We start from the raw sequence: 26,544 nt of genomic DNA, 5'->3' as shown, positions 1-26,544 counted from the left end.
CGTCCGGGAGCCGTCAGGGGAGGCGGGTCAGACCGGCGGCGGCGCGTTCGACGATGAGGCAGCGGTCCTCGACGTAGTCCATTCCGGCCTCCTCGGCGATCCGCCGCGCCTCGGCCGAGACGATGCCCAGTTGCAACCAGACGGCCGGGGCGCCGATCGCCGCCGCGTCCCGAACCACCTGCACGGCGTCGGCCGCCGGCCGGAACACGTCCACCAGGTCGACCGGGTGCGGGATGTCGGCGAGGGTCGGGTACGCCCGCTCCCCGAAGAGTTCGTCGACCGTCGGGTTGACCGGGATGATCCGCCACCCGTACTGCTGCATCTGCAACGGCACGCCGTGCGCGGCCTTCAACGGGTCGCGGGACGCGCCCACGACGGCGATCACGGCGGAGTCGGCGAGGATCTGCTGAGCGGTACGCACCCGCCGACTGTAGCGCCGCCCTCGTTCTAGAGCAGGGTCAGTTGCTCGGCGGCGGCCGGCGGTGGGGGCGGCTCGGGCAGGTGGCGGTTGTCGCCCTGCTCACCACGGTGGAGCCCGTGCCGGCGGGCCGCGATCCGCACCCGAGCGGTCAGCTCCCGCTGGTACGCCTGTGGGGCGTAGGAGCCGGCCCGGTAGAGCTCGCGGTAGCGGGGCACGAGGTGTGGGTACTCCCGGGCCAGCCAGTGCGCGTACCACTCCCGTGCCCCGGGACGCAGGTGCAGGGCCAGCGGGGTCACGCTGGTCGCCCCGGCGGCGGTGATCGCCGACACGGTGGCGTCGATCGATTCGTCGCTGTCGCTCAGCCCCGGCAGGATCGGGGCCATCAGCACCCCGACGGAGAAGCCGGCATCGGCGAGCGCCCGGACCGCGTCCAGCCGGCGACGCGGGTGCGGCGTGCCCGGCTCGACGGAGCGCCAGAGCTGCTCGTCGACGAAGCCCACCGAGTAGGAGATGCCGACCCTGGTCACCTCGGCGGCCTCGCGCAGCAGGGGCAGGTCCCGCAGGATCAGCGTGCCCTTGGTCAGGATCGAGAACGGGTTGGCGAAGTCCCGCAGAGCCGCGATGATCTGCGGCATCAGCCGGTAGCGCCCCTCGGCCCGCTGGTAGCAGTCCACGTTGGTGCCCATCGCCACGTGCGCGCCCCGCCATTTCGGCGCGGCCATTTCCCGCCGGACCAGCTCACCGGCGTTGACCTTGACGATCACCTTCCGGTCGAAGTCCGCTCCGGCGTCCAGGTCGAGGTAGGTGTGCGTGTTTCTCGCGAAGCAGTACACACATGCATGGGAGCAGCCCCGGTATGGGTTGATGGTCCACTCGAACGGGACGCGGGACTGCCCGGGCACCCGGTTGATGATGGATTTGGCCCGCACCTCGTAGAAGGTCATCCCGGCGAACTCCGGGGTGTCGAAGGTGCGGGCGACGGCGCCGGGCAGCGCCAGCGGCAGGGGTGGCGTCGCTGGCGCTGCCCGCTCGGGGTCTCCCTCAACCGGGGGAGCGGTGAGGTTGTCCCAGCGCATGGCCACTATTCGAACACGTGTACGAGTGATGCGCAAGTGACCCACCGGACACCGATGCCCGCTCGGGCGGTCGGGGAGGGGAGGATGGACACCATGAAGACGTCGACCTTCGTCTACGACGGGGACTGCGCGTTCTGCACCCGGTGCGCGGAGTTCATCGAACGCCGGATCCCCACCGCCGCGCGGGTGGTGCCGTGGCAGTTCGCCGACCTGGACGCGCTCGGTCTCACCGCCGCCGAGTGCGAGGAGGCCGTGCAATGGGTCGGCGCGGACGGCTCACGCGCCGCCGGCCCGGACGCCATCGGAAAGCTGCTCGCCGCGAGTGGTCCGGTGTGGCGGGTCGCCGGGGCCGGCCTGCGGTTCCCGCCGGCGCGTGCCGTGGCCTGGCCGGTGTACCGCTGGGTGGCGCGCAACCGGCACCGGCTGCCCGGCGGCACGGCGGCCTGCGCCCTGCCGCAGGAGGCCCGGGAGCGGCTCTACGGCCCTGCTGGTCGCCCGACCACCGGGGGCTGAGCGCCGAGCGGCACCGACTCCGTGCCGGCGCCCACCGGGTCCGGTTCCGCGCCGGGCTCCGGCGGGTCGTCGACCGCGCCGCTCGCTGGCGCGGGGCGGCCGGCGAGCCGGCGAGCCCAGACCAGCGGGCGGACCCGCTCCAGGGGCAGGAAGCTGGTCATCGCGGCCAGGTGCGGGGCGAACGAGATGGTGATGGTCGCGATGGTGACCGCATGGAACGAGTAGAAGAAGCCGACCATGGCCACTCGCCAGCGGGCCGACAGCAGGAAGATCACCGGGCTGAACAGCTCGAAGGCCACGATGCCGAACTGGGCGACGATCAGCAGGTACGGCACCTGGGCGATCAGGTCCGCCAGATCGGTGCCGCGCCGAATGATGGCCCGGGCCAGCACTGAGCCGGTCAGCCAGTCCAGCCCGCCGAAGCGCAGCTTGGCCCAGGCGGCCAGGAAGTACGTGCAGATCACCGCGATCTGGGTGACCCGCAGCGCCCAGCCGCCGGCCTCGGTGCGGGTGGTGTCGCCGTGCCGGGCCCGGCCGGCGGTGGGCAGCACGGCCAGCGCGACGAGCAGCCCGAACCGGTCGTGGTCGACCTTTCCGTAGCTCATCGCGATGATCATCCACTCCAGATACAGCGCGCAGACCGACCAGCCGAGCAGCCGGGGCGCCCGTCCGGTCGCGGCGAGCAGGGCGAGCAGCAGCAGCGCCCAGAAGATCACCGCCACCAGTGCCGGGGTCGGCGTGGGCAGCGGGAGCATCCGGCCGACCAGCAGTGGCTGGTACAGCTCGCCGGGCACGCTGACCCGGGTGCGCACCCAGGGAGTGAAGATCACCAGGTCGGCGGCGACGAAGAGGTAGATCAGGGTGCGGAAGGCCGCCACCCGACCTCGCGGCACCGCCTCGGTCAGCCAGCGGGTCATCGGGGCGCCTGCCAACGAACGATGGTCTCGTCGGTGTGCTTGCCGGTTGGGCGGCCGGCGCGGATGCCGTGCCAGCGGATGACGATGCGGACCTCGACCAGGGTGGCGGCGTCCGGGTGGCGTTCGGCGTACGCGTCGGCGACCTCGGCGAGCAGCGCCGGCTCGGCGGCGTACCGGTCCTGCTGACCCTCGATCTCGGCGCGGCGGATGCCGGTCGCCTCCTGGCCGAGGTCGATCACGGCGCCGGTGCTGCTCACCCCCTCCACCCGGGTGTCCGGGGCGGGTGCGTTCGGCGGGTTGGAGGTGGAGTACATCCGGAACGGGCCGAACGGGAAGTCGTCATCGCTGCCCCACAGGGTGCCGACGAGCAGCAGGACGGCACCGAGTGCGGTCGCGCCCAGCCGGGTCACGCGCCCGCGGGTGGTCAAGTTCTCCATCAGGTCGTGACGATACGGGATCTACCGGCCGCGTTGATTCCCTCCGTCGGTCAGTTCCCGCTGTCCGGGTCGGCGACCGGGCGGGCGCGCGTCCGGGTACGACGAAGGCCGGGCCCGTACCGGGCCCGGCCTCGCGTGCCGTCGCGGGGACGGCTCAGTGCTTGTGCTCGGCCAGCTGCTTGCGGACGTCGTCCATGTCCAGCGCCTCGACCTGCTCGATCAGGTTCTCCAGCGCGGACTCGGGGAGAGCTCCCGGCTGGGCGAAGACGATGACGCCGTCGCGGATCGCCATGATCGTCGGGATCGAGCGGATGTCGAACTTGGCGCCCAGCTCCTGCTGCGCCTCGGTGTCGACCTTGCCGAAGACGATGTTCTGGTGCTTCTCCGAGGAGCGCTCGTAGACCGGGGCGAACCGCTTGCACGGACCACACCAGTCGGCCCAGAAGTCGACCAGGACGATGCCGTCGTTGCCGGTCACCTCGTCGAAGTTCGTCGAGGTCAGCTCAACGGTTGCCATTGCACTCTCCGATCACCGCGGTTTATCTACGTCCCGTAGAACCAGGGCTGACCGTATCGAATTCCCGGGCGGTCGGGCACGAAACGTGCTCCGGGCTGCCTGGGGGCACCGAGGGTCATCGACTGACGTCTGTCCGTTCCGATGTGCCGAACGCAAGTGCACGACGCACTTGCGTGACCTGCCGTGATGGGAGCGCTTCCAAAGAGATCCACTAGATCGAGCGCTACGAATCGGTAACTTGCCCCTTGACAAGGAGGTATCCGGCCTGCAGAGATCGCTGATCAACCCATCCTCGACCACGGAGAGTAGTGTTACAAAAAGGTAAATGTGACTCCCGTCTCTGTCGAACCTACGGTGCCGTAGGGCAGAATTCTCCGCATCAGAGCGTGGGCGGCGGGTGCCGGGGAGGGCCCCGCCGCTCATTGCGTCTCCCCCCGTTCGAGTGACCGGTGTGACATTTCCGCCGGGGTCGCGCCCCACGGGTCGCCTTAACCACCGGTAAGGCATGCTGTGCCGAACTCCATCGCCGCCCGTCGAAGGGGACCAGGATGCAGTTCGGCCGTTACTACGAGGAGTTCGAGGTCGGAGCGGTCTACCGGCACTGGCCGGGCAAGACCGTCACCGAGTACGACGACCACCTCTTCTGCCTGCTCACCATGAACCACCACCCGCTGCACATGGACGCGCACTACGCCGAGACGGCCAGCCAGTTCAAGCGCAACGTCGTGGTCGGCAACTACATCTACTCGCTGCTGCTCGGCATGTCGGTGCCGGATGTCAGCGGCAAGGCGATCGCCAACCTGGAGGTCGAGTCGCTGCGACACGTGGCGCCCACCTTCCACGGCGACACCATCTACGGCGAGACCACCGTGCTGGACAAGCGCGAGTCCGGCTCCAAGCCCGACCGGGGCGTGGTGTCGGTGGAGACCCGCGGCTACAACCAGGACGGCACCATGGTCTGCGTCTTCCGCCGCAAGGTCATGGTCCCCAAGCGGGAGTACGCGGCCAGCGCCGTCCCCGACGGAGTGGACCCGGAGCGGCCCAGCTTCCCCGAGCCGCGCTGAGCACCGCGGCGGATCGACTTCCGCCGACCCGGGCTCCTTCCCCGCATCAGGTTCTGCTGGGGAAGGGGCCCTTTTCCCGTTTCGGGGCATATGCTGACGCCGGAGGTTCCGATGAGCCACTCCGTCGCCGGAGAGCCGCCCTCTGCCGGCCGCCGAGCCGCACCCTTGACGACCGCTGTCTACTCCGCCGCCGAGTGGGAACTGCTCACCAGCCTGCCCGGTCAGGTCCTCGTGGCCGCCGCCGCGCCCGGTCCCGGCCGTCCGGAACGGGGGGTCATGGCGGGCCTGGCCGGCCTGGATGCCGTGGCCGCCGGCCGGGCGTTCGACAGCGACCTGGTCCGCGCGGTGGTCGCCGCCATCTACGCCCGCCACGACGGCACCCCGGCGCCTGTCGAGCGGCTCACCGACCTCGTGGACCTGCTGGCGGCCTGCCGGGCGGCGGTCCGGGTCCTGCACCGGCGCGCCGACCCCGCCGACTCCGCCGCGTACCGCCAGTGGGTGCAGTCGGTCGCGGCCCGGGTCTGCCGGGTGGTGCCCGGCCCCCGCGAGCATCCGGCGGGCCAGCCGGCCAGCCCGGCCGACCGGCGCTTCCTGGACCGGCTCGGTGGCGCGCTGGGGCTGGGCTGAACCGGCAGGCCGGCGTGGCACGCGCCGGCGGTGTCCGTACCCTCTGATGACCGTGACCGACGACCAGTTCGAGGTGGGCGTGGGCCCCTGGCCGGGGGACCCGCCGGACGACCCGCGCTACGACCCGCAGTTGCTGGCCGAGGGGGACCGGCGCAACGTGGTCGACCGCTACCGCTACTGGCGGCACGAGGCGATCGTCGCGGACCTCGACCTGCATCGGCACGGCTTTCACGTCGCCATCGAGAACTGGCAGCACGATTTCAACATCGGCACGGTGGTCCGCAACGCGAACGCGTTCCTCGCCGCCGAGGTGCACATCGTCGGACGGCGTCGGTGGAACCGGCGCGGCGCCATGGTGACCGATCGCTACCAGCACGTCCGGCACCACGAGACGATCGAGGAGTTCGTCGGCTGGGCGGCCGAGCGAGGGCTGCCGGTGTTCGGTATCGACAACCTGCCCGGCTCGCGCCCGCTGGAGACCGGCACCCTGCCGCGGGACTGCGTGCTGCTGTTCGGCCAGGAGGGGCCCGGTCTCTCCGAACCGGCGCGCGCCGCCTGCGCCCAGCTTTACTCCATCGCCCAGTACGGCTCCACGCGGTCGATCAACGCGGGCGTGGCCAGCGGCATCGCCATGCACGCCTGGATCCGTACCCACGCCGGCCCGCCGCCGGACTGACCCCCGCTCGGTGCCGAATCGGACGGTCCGGCTTGACGTGCCGGTGGTCCGGGGTGACGGTGGGGATGTGAGTGTCGCGGTGAGTTGTCCGAGATGCGGGGGCCCAGTGCGGGCGCCGGATCTGATGCACACCGAATCGAGGTGCCTGCGCTGCGGCCCGGTGCCGCCGCTGCACGTGCCCGAGCACATCGGAGCGGAGATCGTGGCGAGCGTGGTGGACCGGATCACCGCGACTGCGGGTCCACCCGGTACCCCGCTGTGGTGCCCGTGGCCACTACCGCTCGGCTGGACCCTGACCGGTGTGGCGTACGCCGGGGACGACCGGACGGGAGTGCGGGCGACTGCGGTGGCCTGCGCCGGCCCGGCGCCGCTCGGTGGTGGCCCGGCGGACCTGGTTTTCGTGGCCGAGGAGCCGGGCGTGGGCCTGGGCACCAGGCTGGCCGGCCTGGCCGGTCCGGACCCCGGGCCGGAGTTGGTCGACGCGCTGGCCGACCCCGGGCCAGGTCACCCCGAGCACGTCGGGCAGGCGCGGATCCGGGTCGGCGGGCATCCAACTCCACTGTGGCTGGTGAATTCGCCGACGGATCGAAGCGCGTACGCCGGCGAGGCTCGGGGAATGTGGCTGCATGCGATAGCCTGGCCGGCGAGTGCGGGTCACCTACTCGCGGAAGATGTCGTGCTGCACGACCTGACCGAGTGGACTCCGCCCGAACTCGTGTACGGCGCACCGTCCCCGTACCTGCCCGGGAGGCCTGACATCCTTCCGGATTGACGGAGAACGGTCGCAGATATTCACTGTACGACACCACACTGATACTCTGGGTGCCGCTGCGGTAATGGGACCCGGCGCCGCGCGAGAGGATGGCCCGCCATGGTCAAGAAGGTCCTCACCTGGGCCGGAATCGCATTCTTGATCTTCTTCGTCGCCTACCGGCCAAACTCGGCGGCGGATGTGTTCAAGTCGCTCGGCGGCGGGATCGTCGACATCGCCCAGGGGTTCGGCGACTTCTTCACCAGCCTCGTCGCCTAACCGTCGATGGGCAGCCCCTCCGGTCCACCCTTCGACCCGGACGACCCCGATCGGGCCCGCCGGGAGCGCGACACCGAGCCGATTCCGCGGATCGGGCCAGATGACGGCCCGGGCTACGGTGCCGGGCCCGGCCTGTCCGACGGTCCGTCCCTATCGGACGACGTCGGCTACGGCGATGGGCCCGGCTATGCCGGCGAGGGTCGTTCCGGTCGCGCCTGGATCCGTGATCCAGAGGCCGGCTACCAGCCGCCGCAGATCTCCGAGGACGAGCTGGCCGGGTTGCGCGCCGACGCGACCGGCTCGACTCCCCGGCGGGTGCTGCCACTGGAGGACGAGCCCAGCTCCCTGGTCGCCCGCTACCTCTTCCCCACCGAGCGCTACCGGGGTGAGTGGAAGCGGCACTGGATCCACCTCACCACCCCGCTGTTGATCGGCATCGCGGCGACCTTCGTGCTCGGTTACCTCTCCGGCTTCCTCGCCGGGCAGAACGTGGGCGCGCTGACCACCATCGCCGTGCTGCTCTGGTTCGCGGTGATGGGTTGGGTGGCCTGGAAGGTCGCCGACTGGTGGTATGACCGGTTCATTCTGACCAACAAGCGGGTCATGGTGGTCAACGGCATCATCACCCGCCGGGTCGCCATGATGCCGCTGGTCCGGGTCACCGACATGAAGTACGAGCAGACGCCGAGCGGCCGGGCGCTCAACTACGGCACCTTCGTGCTGGAGTCCGCCGGCCAGGAGCAGGCGCTGCGCGAGATCAAGAACCTGCCCAACCCGAACGAGCTCTACCTGCGAGTGGTCGAGGAGATGTACGAGCCGCAGGCGGTCGAGGCCCGGCTGGGCAAGGAGGCCGACGAGGCCAAGGCCGACGACGGGGCGTGAAGGTTTTCGTCCGAACATCGGAGCAAGTGCGCACCTTTCGTCATGGACCGGAGCGCCTCTGACGTGGCACTCTGCCAGGACGGCTGGGGCGCGGAGGTGCGATGGTGGCGAGCAGGGACCCGTTGGAGGAGGAGTTTCGCGACTTCGTCGCGGCTCGCTCCGCCGCCCTGCTGCGCACCGCGTATCTGCTCACCGGCGACTGGGCCACGGCCGAAGACCTGCTCCAGACGGCGCTGACCAAGACCTACCTGGCGTGGAAGCGGCTCGGCGGGATCGAGGCCGTCGAGCCGTACGCCCGCCGCGTGATGGTCAATACATCGACGAGTTGGTGGCGGCGGCGCTGGCACGGTGAGCGCCCCACCGAGGTGCTGCCCGAGCGGGCCGGCGTCGACGAGATCGAACAGCAACTGGATCGTGACCTTCTCTGGCGGCACCTCAGAGAGCTGCCCAACCGGCAGCGGGCGGTGCTGGTGCTGCGCTACTACGAGGACATGTCGGAGGCGCAGACCGCCGCGATGCTGGACATCTCCCCGGGCACGGTGAAGAGCCAGGCCTCCCGGGCGCTGTCCACGCTGCGCCGGCGAATGGGAGCCGACGCGCCGGACCTGGTCGGCGGGTCCGCCACCGAGCGCCGGACGGCCGCCGGCACCGACCGGGCCGGCGGCGCGGGCGCCCCGACCGGGCCAGCCCCCGCCACCGGAGCCGCCGCGGCCAGGCAGCCCCGGACGGCGTCCGGCCGAGCCGCACCTCGTCCGGCCACGCCCCGCGCGGCCGTGCCCCGTCCGGCCGTGCCCCGCCAAGCCGAAGTGCCGGTCGAGATGCCCGCAGCCCCGGCGGCCGTGCCCGTCGGCACGGGCTCCGGTGAGCAGCGGTGAACGCAATCCCGGGCCGGTCCGACAACCTGACGGGCCACCCGCCGCGTCCTTACCACGTGCGACGTGACGAGCTGGAAGGGGCGGTGCGGGAGACCCTCTCGCACCAGGTCGCCGTCGCCCGCCCACTGAGCGCCGACCCGGCCGGTCAGGCCATCCGCCGAGCGAAGCGGATCCGGCGCCGGCGTACCGGTGCCGGCCTCGCCCTCGCGGCAGTCGCCACCGTGCTGGTCAGCACCGGCATGGCGCAACTCGTCGACGACCCTGGCCGGCAAGGCACACCCATCGTCGTGATCGGTGACCCGAACCCGTCGGGCCGGCCGATTCCCTCGGCCACGGCTTCCGTCGCCGCGCCTACACCCGGGACGTCCGTGGACGTGCTGGCCGGCGCGACGCTGATCAGCGTGAGCGGTGGGCGCCTGGAACTGCCCGGCGTCGGCCCGGCGGAGCGCGCCCACCTGCTGCCCAGCGGCGGTGGTTGGTTGGTGGTCGGCGCGCCGACCACCGCCGGCCGCTCCCTCTGGGTGGCGCAGCGCGACGGGTTGGTGCAGGTGCTGCTGGCCGGCGCGGGCTCGATCGTCGTGGCACCCGACGGTCGCCAGGTCGCCTGGCGCGACGGCACCGGCCTGCTGGTGGCGGGGGTGGTGGGCACCCAGCTCATCGGGCCGGTGCGCACGCCCATGCCGACCAACGCGGAGCCGGTCCGATTCATCGGCGACAGCGTGCTGGTGCGGCTCAACCCGGACGATGCGGGCCACATCCTGTGGCGGCCGGGCGTCGGACAGCTCACCGCGGGCACCGACCGGAGCACGCTGAACGTCTACGGCGCGCTGCCCGACGGACGGCTGGTCGGTCAGGTGTCCACGGGCGACCCGGCCAGGACCTGCCTGGCGATGCTCGACCCGAAGCGTGGCCTGAAGCCGGTGCTCACCGGCTGTGGCCCGGAGCTGAGCCCGGACGGAGCTGGTGGAATCTCGGCCGACGGGCGATGGCTGCTGGTGAACGGGTCGGTCGGCAAGGCCAGCGGGTCCCTGCTGGTCGACCTGCAACGGCTCGGGCCGGACGTGACCGCCGTACCAGCAGGCCCGCCGGTTACCGGCGAGATCGCCTGGACGACCGCCTCGGACGCCACCTACGTCGACGGCGCCGGCAACGTGGTCCGGGTCAACGTCGACCGGGTGCGGTCCGGCAAGCTGGCCGACCCGACCCCGGTGCCCGGCGTGCAGCCGGGGGATCGGCCGGTGCTGGTGACCGGCTCCTGACCTCCACCGGTCGCGCTCGGTGGACCTCGGCGCGCCCGGCTCGGCGGTCCTCGATAGCGTCGAGCGGTGACCTCGCGTACCGGCCCGTCCCCGCGGATCGACCTGCACGCCCACTCGACGGCCAGCGATGGCACGCTGAGCCCGGCCGAACTGGTCCGTGCGGCCGCGCACGCCGGGCTGGACGTGCTGGCGATCACCGACCACGACACCACCGCCGGCTGGGCTCCGGCCGTGCGGGCGCTGCCACCCGGGCTGCGCCTGATCCGGGGTGCGGAGCTGTCCTGTCGCTGGTCCGGCGTGCAGCCGGCGGTGCCGTTGCACCTGCTGGCGTACCTGTTCGACCCGGACCACCCGGAGCTGGTCGCCGAGCTGGCCCGGGTGCGGGTCGCCCGCGAGGAGCGGGGCGAACGGATCGTCACGCTGCTGCGCGCCGACGGTATCGACGTGAGCTGGGCGGACATCCTGGCCGGCGCGGGCGGCGGCACGGTGGGTCGGCCGCACATCGCGCAGGCGCTGATCCGGGCCGGCCTGGTCGGCAACACCCGCGAGGCGTTCGGCCCGGACTGGCTGGGCGAGCGGTACCGGCTGCCCAAGGAGGACATCGACGTGTTCCGGGCGATCCGGCTGGTCCGGGAGGCCGGCGGCGTGCCGGTCTTCGCCCATCCACGAGCCACCCGACGCGGCCGGGTGGTGCCCGACGAGCTGATCGCCGAGCTGGCCGCCGCCGGGCTGGCCGGCCTGGAGGCCGACCACGAGGACCACAGCCCGGCCGAGCAGGCGCACGTACGGGGGCTCGCCGCCGAGCTGGGCCTGCTGGTCACCGGCTCCTCGGACTTCCACGGCACCCACAAGACCGTCCAGCTCGGCGCGTTCACCACCAGCGTCGAGGCGTACGAGCGGATCGTCGCCGCCGGGGTGACCGAGGTCGCTTCGGGCTGATCCCGGTTTGGGCCGACAGTGGCGCGGCTAGGTTGATCACGTGGATCTGAAGCTGTTCGGCGAGGTTTTCGTGACCCTGCTGGTGATCACCGACCCGCCGGGCATGATGCCGATCTTCCTTGCGCTGACCGGCCCGCTGACGGCCCGGGACCGCAACCGGGCAGCCTGGCAGGCGGTCGCGTTGGCGCTCGGCGTGATCGTGGTCTTCGCGGTGGCCGGGCAGACCCTGCTCGACTACCTGCACGTGGACCTGCCGGCCCTGCAGGCGGCAGGTGGGCTGCTGCTCATTCTGGTCGCCCTGGAACTGCTGACCGGCAAGACCGACGACCCCAGTCAGCAGGCCACCTCGAACATCGCGCTGGTGCCGCTGGGCACCCCGCTGCTGGCCGGCCCCGGCGCCATCGTCGCGACCATGCTCTTCGTCCAGCAGGCCGACGGGCTGGGCGACTTCACCGCCATCGCCGCGGCGATCCTCGCCGTGATGGTCGCGGTCTGGATCGTGCTGCGCTTCTCCGGTGGCATCGTGAAGATCCTGCGCCCCGGCGGGATCGAGGTGCTGACCCGGATCGCCGGCCTGTTGCTGGCCGCGATCGCCGTGCAGCTCATCGCCGACGCGGTGGCCGCCTTCGTCACGCAGTACATGAACATGACCTGACCCGGGACACTCGCGATGTCGGGGGTGGATGGCAGGATCGCAGGCGTGCGAAGAGCCTCTTCAGCCGGACGACCCGCCGCTGGCGGCCGGGCCCCACAGCAGCGCGCCGGCGGCGCCGAGCAGCTCGGCTTCGAGGGCATGCCGGAGCGGCTCTTCGTCTGCACCCCGAGCAAGCTCGGCGCGTACGCGGACTGCCCGCGCCGCTACCGCTACTCCTACGTCGACCGGCCGGCCCCGCCCAAGGGCCCGCCGTGGGCGCACAACTCGCTCGGCGCCAGCGTGCACACCGCCCTGAAAAACTGGTATGCGCTGCCCGCCGACCGGCGCCGCCCTGAGGCGCTGGCCGCCCTGCTCAAGGGCACCTGGGTCCGCGAGGGCTACCGCGACGACGAGCAGGAGCGGGCCGCCTACCGGCGGGCGTTGGGCTGGCTGGAGGCGTACGTCGAGACGCTGGAGCCGGAGGCCGACCCGCTCGGCGTGGAGCGGGTGGTGGCGGTCAAGACCGCGGTGCTGGCCTTCAACGGTCGAGCCGACCGCATCGACTCCCGCCCCGGGCCGGACGGCCAGGAGCTGGTCATCGTCGACTACAAGACGGGCCGGACCGGGCTGGACACGGACGACGCCCGGGGCTCGCAGGCGCTGGCGCTCTACGCGTACGCGGCCGAGCGGGTGTTCCGCCGGCCGTGCCGTCGGGTGGAGTTGCACCACCTGCCGACCGGCACCGTCGCCGCCCATGACCACACCGTCGAGTCGCTGGCCCGGCAGTTGACGCGGGCCGAGGAGACGGCGCGCGACATCATGGTGGCCGAGCGGACGGTCGCCGACGGCGGCGACCCGGATGAGGCGTTCCCGGTGGCGCCCGGCTCCCGTTGTGGCTGGTGCGACTTCCGGCGTCACTGTCCGACGGGGGCGCAGACGCCGGGCAAGGAGCCGTGGGCGGCAATGGACCGGTCCGCCGACGGCTGACCCCCGGCTTGGCGGGGGTCGGTTGGGTCAGCCGGCCAGCGGGGTGGCGGTGAGCCGTTCGGCCCGCTGCTTCGCGGCCTGTAACAACGGTCCCTCGATGTAGCGGCGGGGCACCGCGCCGAGCGCCAGCCGCAGGGCGCGCACGGTCAGGTCCGCCGTCAGGGCGGTGGTGGGCAGTCCGAGCCCGCCGTACATCCGGTGGGCCCAGGCCGGCAGCAGCGCGAGCGCGGTCCCGGCGATCCCCAGGTACGCCCAGCGTGGTGGCCCGAGGGTGAGCCCCAGCCGGGCCGGCAGGCTGAGCTTCCACGGCAGCGGCGGGGCGGTGAGGAAGAGCGCGGTCTCGGCGGCCTCCCGGGTCATCCGCAGCTCCGGCCGCACGGCGCGGTAGTACGCCGCCACCTCGGCGGCGGTGCCCGGGACGCTCGTCGGGTCCAGGCCGACCAGCGCGGCGGAGCGGCGTTGCTCGGTGTAGTAGCCGTCCACCTCATCGTCGGTGAGCGGCAGGCCGGCTCGGCGGGCCGTGCTGAGGAACGACTCGACCTCGGTGACGTGCACCCAGCGCAGCAGGTCCGGATCGTCGATCCGGAACTCCTCGCCGGTGAGCGGGTCGGTGGCCCGCATCCGGCCGTGCAGCCGGCGCAGCCGCGCTCCGGCTGCCTCCGCCTCGGCGGTGGTCCCGTAGACGGTGGTCGCCACGTAGGTGGCGGTGCGGACCAGGCGGCCCCAGGCGTCGGTGCGGTAGTTGCTGTTCTGCGCGACCCCGGCCATCGCCAGCGGGTGCAACGCCTGGAGGTAGAGCGAGCGCAGGCCGGCGACGATCAGGATCGGCTCCTCGTGCACCTTCCACGTGACCGAACCCGGACCGAAGAGACCGAGGTCATCGGAGTCCACCGCCCAAGAGTGCCACGGGCGGGCCGACCTCGCCGGTCACCTCCCGGCGGCTCGGGCCGGGTCAGCTGTCGGCGGAGCGGCGGGCCTGGCAGCCCGGGCAGAGACCCCAGAACGTCACTTCCGCCTCGTCCACCTCGAAGCCGTGCGCGACGTTCGCCTCCAGGCAGGGAGCGCTGCCCACCGTGCAGTCGATGTCGGCGATCTCGCCGCAGCCCCGGCAGACCACGTGGTGGTGGTTGTCACCGGTACGCGCCTCGTAGCGGGCGGGGCTGCCGGCTGGCTCGATCCGGCGGGACAGCCCGGCCCGGGACAGCGCCCCCAGCACGTCGTAGACCGCCTGGGTGGAGACCGAGTCGAGGCGTTCGCGGACCTGCCGGGTGATCTCGTCGACCTCCAGGTGGCCGCCGCCGGCCAGCACGTCCAGCACCGCGAGGCGCGGTCGCGTGACGCGCAGGCCTCTCGATCGCAGCAGCTCCTCGGCAGCGGACATACGCCAATGACAGCACGTGTGACCAGTGCCGACAACCGACGTCCGGGCGGGGTGGTCACGGACACAGCCGGAAGGCGGAGGCTGGATCGCCTCGCGATGAACCCGATCGGGACGCCGCGCGTGTGTCCGGTCGAGAGCCTGGGGACAACCTACGGACCCGTAGGCTGGCGAACCCGTGACCGTGATCTACCTGGAGGGTGTCGATGTTCGAGGAGATCCTGGGTCTACCGGTACACGTCCTGGTGGTCCACGCGGTGGTCGTGTTCGTGCCGCTGCTGGCCGTGCTGGCCATCGCGTACGTGGGGCTGCCGCGCTGGCGGCACCGGCTGGACTGGGCACTGGGCTTCCTCGCCGTGGCCGCGCCGCTGACCGCCTTCGTGGCCGTCCAGTCGGGTGAGGCGTTCACCGACGCGCTGGTCGCCAAGGGTTTTCAGGGCCCGATCCTCGACCAGATCTTCGAGCACTCCCGCTACGGCGACATTTTGTTCCGGATCGTGCTGCCGCTCGGGATCGTGGCGATCCTGTTGCTGGTGGCGACCAGCGGGCATCCCCGGGTGCCGCGGCTGCCGGCGTTGGTGACCCCGGTGCTGGCGGTGGCGGTCGTCGCGCTGTCCATCGCCGCCCTGGTCTACGTCTACCTGACCGGCCACTCCGGCGCCCAGGCCGTCTGGAGCACCACCCTCTGACCGTCGGCCGGGACGCGAGTCAGAAGATGATCCGCGAGCAGAGCAGACAGACCAGCACCACCAGCACCACGCCGGCCGCCGCGCCGAAGCCGTAGGTGAGCCGCTGCGAGCGCTGTTCGGCCGCGTCCAGGCCGGCCATGTCCTGCGGCGGCAGCCGCCGGGGCGGCGCCGCTTCCAGGTGTACGGGTGGACGCCAGCCCGCTGGTGGCGGCACGCTCGGCGGCGGGCCGGCGTACGCGCTCGCCGGTGCGGTTCCGGGTGCGGCGGAGGGTTGGTCCGCCGCCGCGTCACCACCGCTCCCGGGCCGTCGCCAGTAGTCGTCCGGGGTGTTGCCACCGCTGGGGGTCGTCACGCCGTCCGACGCTACCAACGCGGCCGGCGGCCCGGTCGCTTCTGGCCGGCGCGCCACCGTCCGCGATCGGTCCGCTGCCGTCGGCTGCGTTAGTCTTGCCGCTCGTGAGCACCGAGGACCCCGGCACGCAGGGCGCGCGTGGCGACGATGAGCGCACCGTCGACCTGAGCGATGACTTCGTGGTGCTGCCCGAGCAGACCACCGACGACACCGACCGCGGCTGGGGCGAGCGGACCGGCGGCAACGACGACTGGCTGCTCGCCGAACGCCCCCCGCACTGGGACTGACCCCGGCGGCGGGTCGCGGTCAACCGCGGACGACGATGGCGAACCGGCTTCCCTCGGGCAGCCCGACCGCGCGTTGCGCCTGGTCGGGGCGGAGCGCCAGATAGAGCGCCGCGGACCCGTCTGTCGCCCCGGCACCCAGCACGTCCAGCACCAGCGCTCGGGGAGCGAGCAGCGCCGCCTCGGTGCCCGTCCCGCCCGGTGGCGCCGCCAGCAGATCGACCCGTGCCCCGGGGCGGACGACCGCCAGTGCGGCCGGCTCGGCCAGCCGGACCGGCACCCCGACCGCGCCACTGGGCAGCGGTAACGGCCTGGACGTCGCCTGCGTCCCGTCGGCCGCCGCGCTACTCCCGGTCGGCACCAGCCCGTCGACCGGGCCGTTCGGGTCGGCCGGCCCACTCCCGTCGGCCTTTCCCGCGCTGTCGACCGTGCCATCCGCGCCCGCTGCTCCAGGCGACCGCGCGGCCGTGGTCGGCGGGCAGCCGGTCGGGGTGTGCAGGACGGCGGCGGCCAGGCCCAGCAGCGCGGCGACCAGACCGGCCCGGAGCAGGGTGCGCCCGCCGGGCAGGGCGAGCCGGCGCAGCGGGCGCAACGCCCGCGCGGAGTCTGGATCGCCGGTCGCCATCTGCCGCCTCCCGTCCCGGGTGCCGCAGCGACACCCGTGGGCGGCAGGTTAGGACGGTCGGGGCTCGCTCAGACGGCCGTCCCCCGGCGCCTGTGGACAACCGGCCGGCCTGTGGACAACCACCTACCGACCGATCCGACCTGCTATGGCGCGGGAGGACCGCCCGATCGACCCGAGTGGATCAGACCCGACCCGGATCAATGGGCGGCGGTCAGGACGTGGTGCTGGCCGCCGGGGCTTTGCCGCTGCTCGACCCGCCGGACGACGACGAGGAGGAGTTGGACGACGAGGACGACCCGGACGACGAGGAGGAACCGGACGAGGAGCTGGAGGATGACCCGGAGTCCCCACCCGAGGACGACGAGGACGACTCGGACTTGGCCGGCTTGCCCGCCGTGCCGGCGGCCGTCGTCTCGGAGCCGGACGCCCGCGAGTCGGTGCGGTAGAAGCCGGAGCCCTTGAAGACGATGCCGACCGAGTTGAAGACCTTGCGCAGCCGCCCCTGACACGCCGGGCACTCGGTCAGCGGCTCGTCAGAGAAGGACTGCACCGCCTCGAGCTGGTTACCGCACGCGGTGCAGGCGTACTGGTACGTGGGCACGTTCTCCTCCGGATCTGGACTCGGCCAGTTGGCACTCGACCTATTCGAGTGCCAATGGTGCGTCATTCGGCCCGGGTTCGTCCAGCGGACGTGTGGGGCGCGACACCATGCGCCGTACCCGGGCCGCCGTCAAGCGTACGCACCCCGTCGGCCGGGGTGACGACCGCGCGGACCGGGCGGTCGTGCGGCTCGACGGGCAGCGCCTCGACCAGCTCGCCATCGTGCAACGGGACCACGGTCAGCGTCGCCGTGGGCACCCGGGCCAGCGCCCGGTCGTACGAGCCGCCGCCACGCCCCAGCCGCCGGCCCTGCCGGTCGACCGCCAGAGCCGGTACGACCACCAACTCCGCGCCGGTCACCGCGGCCACCCCCAGCCGGGCACCGGTCGGCTCCCGGATACCCCGGCCGGCAGCGATCAAAGCGTCCGGTCCGGTATACGCCGCCCAGTCCAGATCCAGGTCGTCACGGAGCACCGGCAGCAGCAGCTCGGCATCGGCCGGCAGCGCCGCCCGCAGCACCTCCGGTAGATCAGCCCCGCCCGGTTCGGAACCGACCGGCACGTACGCCGTCATCCGGCTGGGGCGCAGCCGGCGTACCAGCGCGACCAGCTCGGCCTGGACGCGCTCGGCGGCTGCGGTCCGGGCCGGCCCGGACAGCGACCGGCGGTGGGCGAGCAGCTCGGCGCGGGTGTCCCGCTTGGTCACTCGGGTCACTTCCGCTTCATCAGAAAATTCCGGCACGCAACACTCCTGACGCAACGCCTCTCCCACGGTTGCTCTGTGTCAGCATCGCAAGCAACGGAGGCGGAACTTCCGGGGGGGACCGAGTGACGCTACGCGGGCGGTTGACGGCAGCCTTCCTCGTAGTGGTGCTCGGCCCGGTCCTGCTCGGCGCGTTCTTTGTCGCCTCCATCGTCACCGCCGTCGATCGCAGCCGCTCCACCGAGCGCCTGGGGGTGGCTGCGTCCACCGTCCGTACCTCGATCGACGCGCTCTGCCAGCAGCTACGTGCCACCGCCGACGCGGTCGCCCTCACCGCCGACCCGTCCGGTGCCGCCGATCAACTGGTCGGCCGGGGGCTGGCCGCCGCAGTGCTGATCACCGACGTGACCGGTCGGGTCACCTACGCCTCGCCCGGCGCGCCGTCGACCCCCTGGCGGGACTGCACCGGTCCGACCGCGGTGTCGTCCGGCCCGGTCCGTGCCCTGGCCGCCCGGGTCGACCTGCGCGACCGGGCCGGCACCCTGCTCGGCACGGTGGCGGCCGCGCAACTGGTCGACCCGGCCTTCGTGGCCCGGCTCGCGGCGGTGACCGGGGTGGCGGTCACCCTGCTCGACGGCGGTGCGAGCGCCGCGCGGTTCACCCACACCACCGAGTCGCGCGAGGTACGCGACGCGGTGCTGGCCGCCGCCAGCACGGTCGACAACGAGCGGGTCACCGAGACCAGCGAGGGCCGGTACGTGCGGCGGATCGGCCCGTCGACCGGGCAGCCGCTGCCGCTGGTGCTCTCGGTACCCAGCGAGCGGCCACCGGGACTGCATGCCACGCTGGCCGGCGTGGTCGGGCTGGCCGGACTGCTCGCCGTCCTGACCGCCTGGCGACTGGCCCGGGTGACCACCCGGCCGCTGATGGAACTCGCCGGCGCGGTGGACCGGGTGGCACACGGCGACCTGACCGCCCGGGTGCCGGTGCGCAGCCGCGACGAGTTGGGCCGGCTGGCCGCGGCGTTCAACCGGATGACCCGGGAGACCGGGTCCTACGTCGCGGCGCTCACCAGCAGCCGGGACCAGTTACGCGGGCACCTCGCGGTGCTCGGCGACACCCTGGCCAGCACGCACGACCTGCAGCGCATCCTGCGGGTGATCCTGCACAGCGCCATCGCGGCAACCGGGGCGCGGGCCGGAGCGGTGCTGCTGGTGGAGGCCGGTGGGGTGCTCGTGGCGCAGTGCACCGAAGGGCTGGACGGGCGCTGGCCGCAGGGGGCCGCGGACGGGCCGCAGACGTTGCGGGTGCCGGTGGGCGTCGGGGTGGTCGGCGCGGTGGCCGCCACCGGGGAGCCGCAGCGGGGGCGGATGGAGCCCACCGAGGTCCCGGTGGGTGAGCCGCGCTGCCGCACGTACGTCGCGGTCCCGTTCGCCACTCCGGGCGGCGGCGCGACGGCCACCCCGGCCGGGCCGATCGGGGGCGTCGGGCCGGTCGGGTCGTTCGGACCGATCGGGGGCGCTGCTGGTGGCTCCGCGCCCGCCGAGGAGGCTGGCGCACCAGCGGCGGCACTCGGCGTGCTGGCCCTCTACGACCGGCTGGGCGCCGACGAGTTCGACGACGACGACCTGGTCACCCTGCGCACCTTCGCCGGGCACGCGGCGGTGGCGGTGGACAACGTCCGGGTGCACGAGGAGGCGCAGCGGCTCTCGCTCACCGACCCGCTCACCGGGCTGTGGAACTACCGCTACCTGCGCGAGTCGATCCGACGGGAGGTGGAACGGGCCAGCCGGTTCGGCCGGATGCTCAGCGTCCTCGCCCTGGACCTGGACCGGTTCAAGGACGTCAACGACACGTACGGACACGCGGCGGGGGACACCGTGCTGGCCGAGTTCGCCCGGCGGATGCGCGGCGAGATCCGCGAGGTGGACCTGGCCTTCCGGCAGGGCGGCGAGGAGTTCGTGCTGCTGCTGCCGGAGACCGACTCCCGGGGCGCGGCGATCGTGGCGGAGCGGCTGGGCGCGGCGGTCCGGGAGACGCCGATCGCCGTCGAGGCGTACGCGGGGCCGATCGTGGTGACCGTGTCGGTGGGCATCGCCGTCTACCCGGACCACGGCAGCACCGGGCGGGACGTGCTGGAGGCCGCCGACGACGCGCTCTACGCAGCCAAGGCTGCCGGCCGGGACACCTACCGGATCGCCGAGTTGTGCCCGGACGTGCCGACGCGGGAGATCCCGGTCCCGGCGGGGGCGGTGAGCCCACCGGACGGGCTGCCGCGCGCCGGCCAGCCCGTGCAGGTCATCCGGGAGCCGGGCGGGCACGCCCGGTCGGAGCCGGCTGTGGGCGTACCGGAATCGCCGCCGGTGGGGCCGGCGCACGCTCGGCCGGAACCGGCCAACGACCCGGCGGCCAGCGCCGCGGACGAGGCCCTGGCCGGCCCGGACGCTGCCCGGCCTGGGTCGGGCGGCGGCGCGTCTTCCGGGCCACACCCGCCGCGGCAGAGCCGTGGCCGATAGTCTCGCGGCATGTCGGAGCACTCAGCGAGCCCTTCACCGACGGTCGCCGCAACCGGCCGTCCCCTGGCGGTCAAGGCCGTCATCCCGGCGGCCGGACTGGCCACCCGGTTCCTGCCTGCCACCAAGGCGGTGCCCAAGGAGTTGCTGCCGGTGGTGGACCGGCCGGTGTTGCAGTACATCGTCGAGGAGGCCACCCAGGCCGGCATCGGTGACGTGTTACTGATTACCGGCCGGGGTAAGACATCGATGGTGGATCACTTCGACCGTCGCCCCGACCTGGAGACCAGGCTGGAGGAGAAGGGCGACACCGAGCGGCTGGCCGCCGTGCGCCGGCCCAGCGAACTCGCCGAGATCTACACCGTCCGGCAGCCGGAGCAACTCGGCCTCGGCCACGCCGTCGGGTACGCCGAGTCGCACGTCGGTGACCAGCCCTTCGCGGTGCTGCTCGGCGACGAGTTCGTCAAGCCGTCCGAGCCGCTGCTGCCGGCGATGCTGGAGCTGCAGGCCCGCACCGGCGGTGTGGTGCTCGCCTTCTTCGAGGTCGACCCGGCCGACACCAAGCGGTACGGCATCGCCTCCGTGGAGCCCGCCGAGGCGGAGCTGACCGACATCGGCGAGGTCGTCAAGGTGACCGGCATGGTGGAGAAGCCGCAGCCGGAGGACGCGCCGAGCAACCTCGCCGTGCTCGGCCGCTACGTGCTGCCGGGCCGGATCTTCGACGCGATCCGGCGGACCAAGCCGGGCAGCGGCGGCGAGATCCAGCTGACCGACGCGATGGAGCTGCTGCGCACCGAGGGCACGCCGGTGCACGCGATCGTCTACCGGGGCACCCGCTACGACACCGGCATGCCGCTGGGCTACCTCCAGACGGTGGTGCAGATCGCCGCCGAACGCGAGGACCTCGGCACCGAGTTCCGCGCCTGGCTGGCCGACTTCGTCAACGCCGACGCGGCAGGCGGATCTGGTACATGACCGCGACGGCCGACGCCGAGGCGGCCGCGAACGAGTTGACGCCGCTCGCCGACTACCTGGGCAGCGTGCTGCGCAGGTTACGCGCGCTGCCGCCACTCGACCTCGACCTCACCCAGGCGCACGGCAACGTCCTCGCGGAGGACGTTGTCGCGCCGCACGCCTTCCCGGCCTTCGACCAGGCGGCCGTGGACGGGTACGCGGCCCGCTGGGAGGACATCTCGGGAGGGGGCCGGGGGCCGAGCTACGTCCCGGCTCCTTCCGGCACGCCCGGGGGTCGGACCATCCGGCTCAACGTGGTCGGCGACCTCGGCGCGGCGAGCTGGCGGCCCGTCCGGCTCACCCCGGGCTCGTGCTTCTCGGTGGCCGCCGGGGCGCCGCTGCCGGTCGCCGCCGACGTCGTGGTCCCGGTGGAGTGGACCGACCAGGGCATGGCCGCGGTGGAGATCTTCCGCACCCCCAAGCGGGGGTACGGGGTCCGCCGCGCCGGTGAGGAGTTGCCCGCCGGCACCCTGCTCGCCCGGGCCGGCACGTACGTCTCCCCGGCGCTGGTCGCGGTCTTCGCCGCCACCGGCATCGGGCACGTGGTGGTCCGGCCCAGTCCGCGGGTGGTCATCGTGGCGACCGGTGACGAACTGGTCGACGTGGGCCGGGGCAGCCAGCCCGGGCAGGTGGTGGACGCGAACTCGCACGCGTTGACCGCCGCCGCCGCCGAAGTGGGCGCACTGGCGTACCGGGTGGGCATCTGCGACGACGACCCGGAAGGGCTGCGCGGTCTGCTGGAGGACCAGACCCTGCGCGCCGACCTGATCATCACCACCGGGGGGACCGGCACCGGCCCCGGCGACATGGTGCGCCGGATCCTGTCCCGCCGGGAGGGCAGCCGGGCCGGGCCGGTCACCTTCACCGACGTGGCGCTCTATCCCGGTACCGCGCTCGGGTTCGGCACGGTCGGCGCCGAGGAGGTGCCGGTGGTCTGCCTGCCCGGCGACCCGGGCGCCGCGCTGATCGGCTTCGAGGTGCTGGCCCGCCCTGCCATCCAACTGCTCGCCGGCGCCGAGCCGGTCTTCCGGCCCAGCGTGCGGGCTCACCTGCTGGAGACCGTGTCGTCCCCGGGTGGGCTGCGCGAGTTCCGGCCCGCACACGTCGCTGAGCGGCGCGGCGGCGGTTACACGGTGCAGCCGCTCAGCGGTGGGCCGTTCACCCTCTCCGGGCTGGCCGAGGCGAACGGGCTGCTGGTGCTCGGCGAACGGGTCACCACCGCCGCCGCCGGCTCCACGGTGGACGTCCTGCTGTTGGACCGTCGCCGGTGACGGTACCCCGGTCGGCCCGCCCGCGGTTGCGGTGGTCCGTTCGGGTGTTTCGCGGGCCGCATTCGTCCGCGTGGTTGCGGCGGTCCGTTCGGGCGGTTCGCGGGCCGCATATGCCCGCGCGGTTGTGCGGTCCTTTGTCGTGAGCGCGGTGGGTCCACTTGCGCACGACACGGTCCCGCGCGGGAGACTGTCCGGGTGAGTCTCTTCGGCCCCGCGCGGGCGCCCGGCTGGCCGGCGGTGCTGGTCGACGGTCCGGTGCTGCTGCGGCCCTACCGGCGCTCCGACGCCGCCGCGTGGTCGGAGGTGCGCCGTGCCAACCGGGCCTGGCTGGCACCCTGGGAGTCGTCGCTGCCCGGTAGCTGGGACGAGCTGAACTCGCCGGCCGCGTTCCGCTGGGTGCACCGCGACCAGCGGCGCTCGGCCCGCGAGGGTGAGGGCATGCCGTTCGCCGTCTGCCTGCGTGAGGCCGACCGGGATCGGCTGGTCGGGCACCTCAACGTGGGCAGCGTCGTGCGGCGGGCGTTCTGCTCCGGGTACGTCGGCTACTGGGTGGATGCCCGAGTCGCTGGTCAGGGGGTGATCCCGACGGCGCTCGCGCTGGCCGTGGATCACGCGTTCGGCCCGGGCGGGCTGCACCGGGTGGAGGTCAACATCCGGCCGGAGAACCGGCCGTCCCGGCGGGTGGTGGAGAAGCTGGGCTTCCGCGAGGAGTCGTACCACGTGCGCTACATGCACATCGACGGCGCCTGGCGGGACCACATCGGATACGCGATGACCAGTGAGGAGATCGCTGCCGAAGGCGGTCTGCTGGCCCGCTGGCACCGGGTGCGCGCCGCTGCGCGGTAGGTCGTCCCATGGGCGGGATCGGCGCGGCGCGGCGGCATCCCGGTCGGTGCGCCGTAACCTCAAGTAACTGCAAGCTGCGGCAAGCGCTGCCCGTCCGGACGATCCACGCAACCGAGCGCAATCGGTGGAAGATCCTGCGGTCGAAAGGCGGTTGCTCCGAATTCGGTGACGGGAGGGGTGAGGGTGCCGACCTCGGTGCTCCTCGCCGTCCTCGCCGCCGCTGGCCTGCTCGCCCTGGCCCCGGCGTTGGTCCGCCGGTACGACGCCACCGAGCGGCTGGTGGCGGAGCGGGCGCAGTCGACGGCGCGGGTGCTCCAGCGCCGCCGGCGACGCCGCACTGTGCCGGGACGGCGACCCGTTCACCCTCCGCGTTCGCTAGTCGTCACCCTCAGTGAGGATGCGACGACTGGAGTGCTGACCGCGCCGGTCTCCGCGCCTCCGGCGGGCCGCCGCTCCGGCCGGCTGCGAGCCGTGCCCCCCGCCCCGAAGCGGTCCCGCCGCCGCCCGCCGCCCCGCCGGCAGCACACCCCCGCCGTGTACCGCCGTCGCCGGGTGCTCGCCGCCCTGCTGCTGCTCAACTTCGTCGAGTTGATCGGCGTGCTGTTCGTCAGCCCCGGCTTCTGGATCAGCTTCTCGGTCACGTTCCTGCTGCTGGCCGTGTACGTCGTCCACCTGCGGGGTCAGGCACTGGCCGGCCGCCGTCGGCGTCGCGCCCGGGCCCGGGAGGCGGCCTGGCTGGCAGCCCGCCAGGCCGAGGTGCGCCGCGAGCAGGCCCGCCGGGCAACGGCCCGGCGGGAGGTCCAGCGCCGCCTGGCCGCCCAGCGCGAGGGGGTACGCCGGGCCGCGATGGGCCTGGACCGGCCGGGCGACCTGCCGGCTGCGGTCAACGGCGGATCGGTCTCGTACCGGCGGTCGGGCGGACTGCGCGGACGCCCCTACGAGGCCGGCCGCGGCGCCTGATCGGCCCCGCGCAGCCGCTGCGGTGCTTGATCGTCCCCGCGCGGCCGCTGCGGTGCTTGGTCGGCCTGCGCGGCCGCGCCGGTGCTTGGTCGGCCCTGCGCGGCCAGCTGCGGCGATCCCTCTCCCTGGCGGGGCGCGAGCGCTTGATCGACTCCGGGGCGGCGATGTGGGGTGTCCGTCCGCGGCGATACCCCCATTTCGGCGAGCTGCCGGCGCCGATGCTTGATCGACTCCAGGGCGGCGATGTGGGGGCATCCGTCCGCGGCGATACCCCCATTTCGGCGAGCTGCCGGCGCCGATGCTTGATCGACTCCAGGGCGGCGATGTGGGGGCATCCGTCCGCGGCGATACCCCCACGTCGGCTCGCCGCCGCCGCTGGCGCTTGATCGACTCCAGGGCGCCGATATGGGGTATCCGTCCGCGGTGACACCCCCATGTCGGCGAGCTGCCGGCGCCGACCGCTTGATCGACTCCAGGGCGCCGATGTGGGGGTGTCCGTCCGCGGCGACACCCCCATGTCGGCGAGCTGTCGGCGCTGGCGCTTGATCGACTCGTTTCCTGGGGGTCGGGGTGTCGCGGCGTCCTTGATGCCCCGGTTTCGGGGACGTCGAGTGGATCTTTGGGGTGGGGGAGCGCCGCACCGGGGGCGGATTCGCGGTGAGAGCCGGCGACCTGTTAGCCTTGCTGCCGGCCCGCCCGGTGTAAGCCGGGTGGGACCGAAGCCGGTTCGCCGGCGGAGGGGCTGTGGCGCAGACTGGTAGCGCACCTCGTTCGCATCGAGGGGGTCAGGGGTTCAAATCCCCTCAGCTCCACCAGCAATACCGTTGACCAGGGGAAATCCCGCCAGCAAGATCGGCGGGCACAGATCCGGCACAAATCAGCGAGGATCCGGGGCCTTCGGGCCCCGTTTTCGTTTGGCGCTCGCGTCGCGGAGCGCGCCGCTGATGATGTTGCGGCGGCGGTCCTTCTTCGGCCACCAGCGCACGTAGGTTTCCAGGGTGATCCGCTGGCTGGAGTGCCGTAGCGCGTTCTGCACGTCGGTGGGGTCGGCACCCGAGGTGATCAGGCGGGTAGCGAAATAGTGCCGCAGCGAGTGAGAGGTGCGGGGGCCTCGGCCCAACGCTGGCGAAGCGTCACGTATCAGCTGAAGCCACCGTGTAACGGATCAAGCGGAGTACGACACTCGGATGATCCGCGTGTCGGGTCTCAGGACCTGCGTGGCAGAACAGTCTCAAGACATGGGTGACACTTTCCGGCTAGCCGGGTGGTGACGGCGGCTCGGGCGGGCGTCTGCGGGCGCGGGCTGCGTCGGATATGGCGATCCCGGTCAGGACGAGGGCAGCGGCGGTGGCGACCACGAGTGGCGGCAGGGGGAGCATCGCCGGTGTCAGGGCGGCCAGCGCAAGGACGCCGATCGGTCGGGACCGGGATACGCGGCCGAATACCGCGTACTCGAAGTGGGCACGCCCGGCCAGGTACAGCGCGGGTCCGCCGAGGATGACGGCGATCCAGGCCGGTGGGGTGTGCCCGAGTGGATGGGAGATGACGAGTTCGGCGCCGACGGCGGCAACGACCACGCCGGCCACCATCACCAGGTGGGCGTATGACGCCGATCGGGCGAGGCGGACCGGGTCGGCAGACGCGGCGATGGCTTCCGCCAGGACTTGCCCAGCGCGGTAGATGTAGATCCGCCACAGCAGCACGGTGGTCGCGATCGACACTGCGAACGCGGCGACCCCGTCAGGCGCGAAGCCGCTGCTGCTCAACGCCAGTCCCGTCACCAGGATCAGCTCGCCGAGCGCGATGATGAAGAACTGCCGGTAGCGCTCGGACAGGTGCTCGCCCGAGATCACAAGGTCTTGGCTGGGCGTACGGCCCGCCCCTGGGGTGGGGAAGCCGATTCTGCCTGCCGTGTGGTCAAGGACCACCGCGAGTGCCCACAACGCGCCACGCGCCGTACCGTGCACGAGCGCCCCCGCGATCCACGGCAACGCCGACAGGCCGTACCAGAACAGCCCGCGCACGCCGGTGCGCTGCAGCTCGTGGCCACGCAGAACGGCCACGAGGACGAGCCCGCGGGCGAGCTGGACGGCGACGTACGTACCCGCGAAGATCAGGCCCGTGTCGCCGAATGCCTCGGGCACCGCGGCCGCCATCACCAGGCTGCCGACCATGGTCGCGATGACCAGCGCCTGGATTACCGGTCGTTGCGGGTCCGTCCGGTCGGTTAGCCACGCGGTGCTGGACCAGACCCACCACATGGCCCCCAACAGCACCAGCGTCCGGAAAGCACCGCTCCACCCGAGATCCTCGGCCAGGCCGCGCGAGAGCTGAGCGAGCGCGAGGACAAACACCAGGTCGAAGAAGAGTTCCAGGAACGTAGCCCGCTGCGGATCCCCGGCTTTCCGCACCAGCTCGGCCCTGCTCGTCGTCATCGGCTCGCCCGTTCTGCCAGC

Annotated in this window: 32 protein-coding genes, 1 tRNA gene and 1 pseudogene; 21 read left to right on the top strand and 13 right to left on the bottom strand. The window is 72.8% G+C overall.

The genetic code is table 11. The features are described 5' to 3' along the window. Window positions 1-13 precede the first annotated feature (13 nt). Window positions 14-421, bottom strand: a complete 408-nt coding sequence (locus OG990_RS26095) for a CoA-binding protein (RefSeq protein ID WP_328423217.1) — start codon at window positions 419-421, stop codon at window positions 14-16. 26 nt (window positions 422-447) lie between these two features. Beyond that, a complete protein-coding gene (locus OG990_RS26090; RefSeq protein WP_406077465.1) occupies window positions 448-1,497 on the bottom strand; it encodes an Rv2578c family radical SAM protein in 1,050 nt (349 codons plus the stop codon). Window positions 1,498-1,590: 93 nt separating this feature from the next. Between OG990_RS26090 and OG990_RS26085 the strand changes: the two genes are divergently transcribed. Further along, window positions 1,591-2,010 (top strand): thiol-disulfide oxidoreductase DCC family protein, encoded by a 420-nt coding sequence (locus OG990_RS26085; protein ID WP_406077463.1) that lies wholly within the window; start codon window positions 1,591-1,593, stop codon window positions 2,008-2,010. Here OG990_RS26085 and OG990_RS26080 read toward each other — a convergent pair. The 3 genes from OG990_RS26080 to trxA all read right to left on the bottom strand — a co-directional run bounded on the left by OG990_RS26080 (window position 1,974) and on the right by trxA (window position 3,881). Continuing rightward, entirely contained in the window at window positions 1,974-2,927 is a 954-nt protein-coding gene (locus OG990_RS26080; protein ID WP_406077462.1) for an MFS transporter permease, read from the bottom strand. The genes OG990_RS26085 and OG990_RS26080 overlap by 37 nt on opposite strands. Beyond that, window positions 2,924-3,364, bottom strand: coding sequence for a hypothetical protein (locus OG990_RS26075; RefSeq protein WP_355602271.1), 441 nt, complete (start codon window positions 3,362-3,364; stop codon window positions 2,924-2,926). The genes OG990_RS26080 and OG990_RS26075 overlap by 4 nt, the downstream gene beginning before the upstream one ends. A gap of 154 nt (window positions 3,365-3,518) precedes the next feature. Continuing rightward, on the bottom strand, window positions 3,519-3,881 hold the full coding sequence (gene trxA / locus OG990_RS26070) for a thioredoxin (protein ID WP_124771302.1): 363 nt from the start codon (window positions 3,879-3,881) through the stop codon (window positions 3,519-3,521). 548 nt (window positions 3,882-4,429) lie between these two features. Here trxA and OG990_RS26065 point away from each other — a divergent pair. The 11 genes from OG990_RS26065 to OG990_RS26015 all read left to right on the top strand — a co-directional run bounded on the left by OG990_RS26065 (window position 4,430) and on the right by OG990_RS26015 (window position 12,854). After that, window positions 4,430-4,945 carry a MaoC family dehydratase gene (locus tag OG990_RS26065; protein ID WP_145786186.1) on the top strand — a complete coding sequence of 172 codons (516 nt, stop codon included), beginning with the start codon at window positions 4,430-4,432 and terminating at the stop codon, window positions 4,943-4,945. 111 nt (window positions 4,946-5,056) lie between these two features. Beyond that, on the top strand, window positions 5,057-5,572 hold the full coding sequence (locus OG990_RS26060; protein WP_328423230.1) for a hypothetical protein: 516 nt from the start codon (window positions 5,057-5,059) through the stop codon (window positions 5,570-5,572). A 52-nt stretch (window positions 5,573-5,624) separates the two neighbouring features. Next, window positions 5,625-6,248 carry an RNA methyltransferase gene (locus OG990_RS26055; protein WP_328426273.1) on the top strand — a complete coding sequence of 208 codons (624 nt, stop codon included), beginning with the start codon at window positions 5,625-5,627 and terminating at the stop codon, window positions 6,246-6,248. Between the two features lie 10 nt (window positions 6,249-6,258). Beyond that, the gene (locus OG990_RS26050) at window positions 6,259-7,020 is read left to right on the top strand and encodes a DUF6758 family protein (RefSeq protein ID WP_386985326.1); all 762 of its coding nucleotides are present in this window, start codon (window positions 6,259-6,261) and stop codon (window positions 7,018-7,020) included. A 99-nt stretch (window positions 7,021-7,119) separates the two neighbouring features. Beyond that, the gene (locus tag OG990_RS26045) at window positions 7,120-7,278 is read left to right on the top strand and encodes a hypothetical protein (RefSeq protein WP_165942702.1); all 159 of its coding nucleotides are present in this window, start codon (window positions 7,120-7,122) and stop codon (window positions 7,276-7,278) included. Window positions 7,279-7,284: 6 nt separating this feature from the next. Continuing rightward, window positions 7,285-8,160 (top strand): PH domain-containing protein, encoded by an 876-nt coding sequence (locus OG990_RS26040; protein WP_328423235.1) that lies wholly within the window; start codon window positions 7,285-7,287, stop codon window positions 8,158-8,160. A 101-nt stretch (window positions 8,161-8,261) separates the two neighbouring features. Further along, the gene (locus OG990_RS26035) at window positions 8,262-9,035 is read left to right on the top strand and encodes a SigE family RNA polymerase sigma factor (protein WP_406077461.1); all 774 of its coding nucleotides are present in this window, start codon (window positions 8,262-8,264) and stop codon (window positions 9,033-9,035) included. Window positions 9,036-9,091: 56 nt separating this feature from the next. Continuing rightward, entirely contained in the window at window positions 9,092-10,294 is a 1,203-nt protein-coding gene (locus tag OG990_RS26030) for a hypothetical protein (protein WP_328423238.1), read from the top strand. Window positions 10,295-10,360: 66 nt separating this feature from the next. Then, a complete protein-coding gene (locus OG990_RS26025) occupies window positions 10,361-11,233 on the top strand; it encodes a PHP domain-containing protein (protein WP_386985321.1) in 873 nt (290 codons plus the stop codon). A 40-nt stretch (window positions 11,234-11,273) separates the two neighbouring features. Next, window positions 11,274-11,888: a MarC family protein gene (locus OG990_RS26020; RefSeq protein WP_328423242.1), complete on the top strand. Its 615-nt coding sequence runs from the start codon at window positions 11,274-11,276 to the stop codon at window positions 11,886-11,888. A gap of 138 nt (window positions 11,889-12,026) precedes the next feature. After that, window positions 12,027-12,854, top strand: coding sequence for a RecB family exonuclease (locus OG990_RS26015; protein ID WP_406081884.1), 828 nt, complete (start codon window positions 12,027-12,029; stop codon window positions 12,852-12,854). Between the two features lie 27 nt (window positions 12,855-12,881). On the opposite strand, the gene OG990_RS26010 is transcribed toward OG990_RS26015, so the two are convergent. Together OG990_RS26010 and OG990_RS26005 are read right to left on the bottom strand one after the other, a co-directional pair. Further along, window positions 12,882-13,745: an oxygenase MpaB family protein gene (locus tag OG990_RS26010; protein ID WP_328423246.1), complete on the bottom strand. Its 864-nt coding sequence runs from the start codon at window positions 13,743-13,745 to the stop codon at window positions 12,882-12,884. A gap of 61 nt (window positions 13,746-13,806) precedes the next feature. Then, window positions 13,807-14,235 (bottom strand): Fur family transcriptional regulator, encoded by a 429-nt coding sequence (locus OG990_RS26005; RefSeq protein ID WP_328423248.1) that lies wholly within the window; start codon window positions 14,233-14,235, stop codon window positions 13,807-13,809. Window positions 14,236-14,438: 203 nt separating this feature from the next. On the opposite strand from OG990_RS26005, the gene OG990_RS26000 reads away from it, so the two are divergent. Beyond that, a complete protein-coding gene (locus tag OG990_RS26000; protein ID WP_406077460.1) occupies window positions 14,439-14,921 on the top strand; it encodes a DUF2231 domain-containing protein in 483 nt (160 codons plus the stop codon). 19 nt (window positions 14,922-14,940) lie between these two features. Here OG990_RS26000 and OG990_RS25995 read toward each other — a convergent pair whose 3' ends face one another. Further along, window positions 14,941-15,273 (bottom strand): hypothetical protein, encoded by a 333-nt coding sequence (locus OG990_RS25995; RefSeq protein ID WP_328423252.1) that lies wholly within the window; start codon window positions 15,271-15,273, stop codon window positions 14,941-14,943. A 104-nt stretch (window positions 15,274-15,377) separates the two neighbouring features. Here OG990_RS25995 and OG990_RS25990 point away from each other — a divergent pair, with 104 nt between their 5' ends. Further along, the gene (locus OG990_RS25990; RefSeq protein WP_328423254.1) at window positions 15,378-15,560 is read left to right on the top strand and encodes a hypothetical protein; all 183 of its coding nucleotides are present in this window, start codon (window positions 15,378-15,380) and stop codon (window positions 15,558-15,560) included. Window positions 15,561-15,579: 19 nt separating this feature from the next. Here the strand turns inward: OG990_RS25990 and OG990_RS25985 are convergent, their stop codons facing one another. Next, window positions 15,580-16,182 (bottom strand): flagellar biosynthesis protein FlgA, encoded by a 603-nt coding sequence (locus OG990_RS25985; RefSeq protein WP_386985312.1) that lies wholly within the window; start codon window positions 16,180-16,182, stop codon window positions 15,580-15,582. A 176-nt stretch (window positions 16,183-16,358) separates the two neighbouring features. On the opposite strand from OG990_RS25985, the gene OG990_RS25980 reads away from it, so the two are divergent. After that, window positions 16,359-16,628 carry a hypothetical protein gene (locus OG990_RS25980; RefSeq protein WP_328426883.1) on the top strand — a complete coding sequence of 90 codons (270 nt, stop codon included), beginning with the start codon at window positions 16,359-16,361 and terminating at the stop codon, window positions 16,626-16,628. A gap of 14 nt (window positions 16,629-16,642) precedes the next feature. Here OG990_RS25980 and OG990_RS25975 read toward each other — a convergent pair. Together OG990_RS25975 and OG990_RS25970 are read right to left on the bottom strand one after the other, a co-directional pair. Further along, window positions 16,643-16,849 (bottom strand): annotated as a pseudogene (locus OG990_RS25975) (FmdB family zinc ribbon protein); the annotation flags it as partial. Beyond that, window positions 16,846-17,523, bottom strand: a complete 678-nt coding sequence (locus OG990_RS25970; protein WP_406077459.1) for a 5-formyltetrahydrofolate cyclo-ligase — start codon at window positions 17,521-17,523, stop codon at window positions 16,846-16,848. The gene OG990_RS25970 and the pseudogene OG990_RS25975, both read right to left, overlap by 4 nt. Window positions 17,524-17,609: 86 nt before the next feature. On the opposite strand from OG990_RS25970, the gene OG990_RS25965 reads away from it, so the two are divergent. The 6 genes from OG990_RS25965 to OG990_RS25940 all read left to right on the top strand — a co-directional run bounded on the left by OG990_RS25965 (window position 17,610) and on the right by OG990_RS25940 (window position 24,903). Beyond that, on the top strand, window positions 17,610-20,000 hold the full coding sequence (locus OG990_RS25965) for a diguanylate cyclase (protein WP_406077458.1): 2,391 nt from the start codon (window positions 17,610-17,612) through the stop codon (window positions 19,998-20,000). 9 nt (window positions 20,001-20,009) lie between these two features. After that, window positions 20,010-20,972, top strand: a complete 963-nt coding sequence (locus OG990_RS25960; RefSeq protein WP_328423264.1) for a UTP--glucose-1-phosphate uridylyltransferase — start codon at window positions 20,010-20,012, stop codon at window positions 20,970-20,972. Next, a complete protein-coding gene (gene glp / locus OG990_RS25955) occupies window positions 20,969-22,282 on the top strand; it encodes a gephyrin-like molybdotransferase Glp (RefSeq protein ID WP_328423266.1) in 1,314 nt (437 codons plus the stop codon). Before OG990_RS25960 ends, glp begins: the two co-directional genes overlap by 4 nt. A 195-nt stretch (window positions 22,283-22,477) precedes the next feature. Further along, window positions 22,478-23,128, top strand: coding sequence for a GNAT family N-acetyltransferase (locus OG990_RS25950; protein WP_406077457.1), 651 nt, complete (start codon window positions 22,478-22,480; stop codon window positions 23,126-23,128). Between the two features lie 177 nt (window positions 23,129-23,305). After that, window positions 23,306-24,088: a hypothetical protein gene (locus tag OG990_RS25945; protein WP_328423270.1), complete on the top strand. Its 783-nt coding sequence runs from the start codon at window positions 23,306-23,308 to the stop codon at window positions 24,086-24,088. 738 nt (window positions 24,089-24,826) lie between these two features. Next, window positions 24,827-24,903: transfer RNA gene (locus OG990_RS25940), tRNA-Ala, on the top strand. A gap of 62 nt (window positions 24,904-24,965) precedes the next feature. Here OG990_RS25940 and OG990_RS25935 read toward each other — a convergent pair. Then, window positions 24,966-25,208: a tyrosine-type recombinase/integrase gene (locus tag OG990_RS25935; RefSeq protein WP_406077456.1), complete on the bottom strand. Its 243-nt coding sequence runs from the start codon at window positions 25,206-25,208 to the stop codon at window positions 24,966-24,968. A gap of 136 nt (window positions 25,209-25,344) precedes the next feature. Further along, window positions 25,345-26,523, bottom strand: a complete 1,179-nt coding sequence (locus OG990_RS25930) for a low temperature requirement protein A (protein ID WP_406077455.1) — start codon at window positions 26,521-26,523, stop codon at window positions 25,345-25,347. Window positions 26,524-26,544 lie beyond the last annotated feature (21 nt).

It is taken from the genome of Micromonospora sp. NBC_00858 (genome assembly GCF_045207365.1).
In the GTDB taxonomy this organism is placed as follows: domain Bacteria; phylum Actinomycetota; class Actinomycetes; order Mycobacteriales; family Micromonosporaceae; genus Micromonospora.
This window is presented reverse-complemented; position numbering and strand designations above follow the sequence as displayed.

Excerpts from the sequence above, each read along its gene's own strand:
- OG990_RS26090 (WP_406077465.1), bottom strand. The coding sequence starts at position 1,497 with ATGCGCTGGGACAACCTCACCGCTCCCCCGGTTGAGGGAGACCCCGAG.
- OG990_RS26085 (WP_406077463.1), top strand. The coding sequence starts at position 1,591 with ATGAAGACGTCGACCTTCGTCTACGACGGGGACTGCGCGTTCTGCACC.
- OG990_RS26080 (WP_406077462.1), bottom strand. The coding sequence starts at position 2,927 with ATGACCCGCTGGCTGACCGAGGCGGTGCCGCGAGGTCGGGTGGCGGCC.
- OG990_RS26075 (WP_355602271.1), bottom strand. The coding sequence starts at position 3,364 with ATGGAGAACTTGACCACCCGCGGGCGCGTGACCCGGCTGGGCGCGACC.
- trxA (WP_124771302.1), bottom strand. The coding sequence starts at position 3,881 with ATGGCAACCGTTGAGCTGACCTCGACGAACTTCGACGAGGTGACCGGC.
- OG990_RS26065 (WP_145786186.1), top strand. The coding sequence starts at position 4,430 with ATGCAGTTCGGCCGTTACTACGAGGAGTTCGAGGTCGGAGCGGTCTAC.
- OG990_RS26060 (WP_328423230.1), top strand. The coding sequence starts at position 5,057 with ATGAGCCACTCCGTCGCCGGAGAGCCGCCCTCTGCCGGCCGCCGAGCC.
- OG990_RS26045 (WP_165942702.1), top strand. The coding sequence starts at position 7,120 with ATGGTCAAGAAGGTCCTCACCTGGGCCGGAATCGCATTCTTGATCTTC.
- OG990_RS26040 (WP_328423235.1), top strand. The coding sequence starts at position 7,285 with ATGGGCAGCCCCTCCGGTCCACCCTTCGACCCGGACGACCCCGATCGG.
- OG990_RS26035 (WP_406077461.1), top strand. The coding sequence starts at position 8,262 with ATGGTGGCGAGCAGGGACCCGTTGGAGGAGGAGTTTCGCGACTTCGTC.
- OG990_RS26015 (WP_406081884.1), top strand. The coding sequence starts at position 12,027 with ATGCCGGAGCGGCTCTTCGTCTGCACCCCGAGCAAGCTCGGCGCGTAC.
- OG990_RS26005 (WP_328423248.1), bottom strand. The coding sequence starts at position 14,235 with ATGTCCGCTGCCGAGGAGCTGCTGCGATCGAGAGGCCTGCGCGTCACG.
- OG990_RS26000 (WP_406077460.1), top strand. The coding sequence starts at position 14,439 with ATGTTCGAGGAGATCCTGGGTCTACCGGTACACGTCCTGGTGGTCCAC.
- OG990_RS25985 (WP_386985312.1), bottom strand. The coding sequence starts at position 16,182 with ATGGCGACCGGCGATCCAGACTCCGCGCGGGCGTTGCGCCCGCTGCGC.
- OG990_RS25960 (WP_328423264.1), top strand. The coding sequence starts at position 20,010 with ATGTCGGAGCACTCAGCGAGCCCTTCACCGACGGTCGCCGCAACCGGC.
- glp (WP_328423266.1), top strand. The coding sequence starts at position 20,969 with ATGACCGCGACGGCCGACGCCGAGGCGGCCGCGAACGAGTTGACGCCG.
- OG990_RS25930 (WP_406077455.1), bottom strand. The coding sequence starts at position 26,523 with ATGACGACGAGCAGGGCCGAGCTGGTGCGGAAAGCCGGGGATCCGCAG.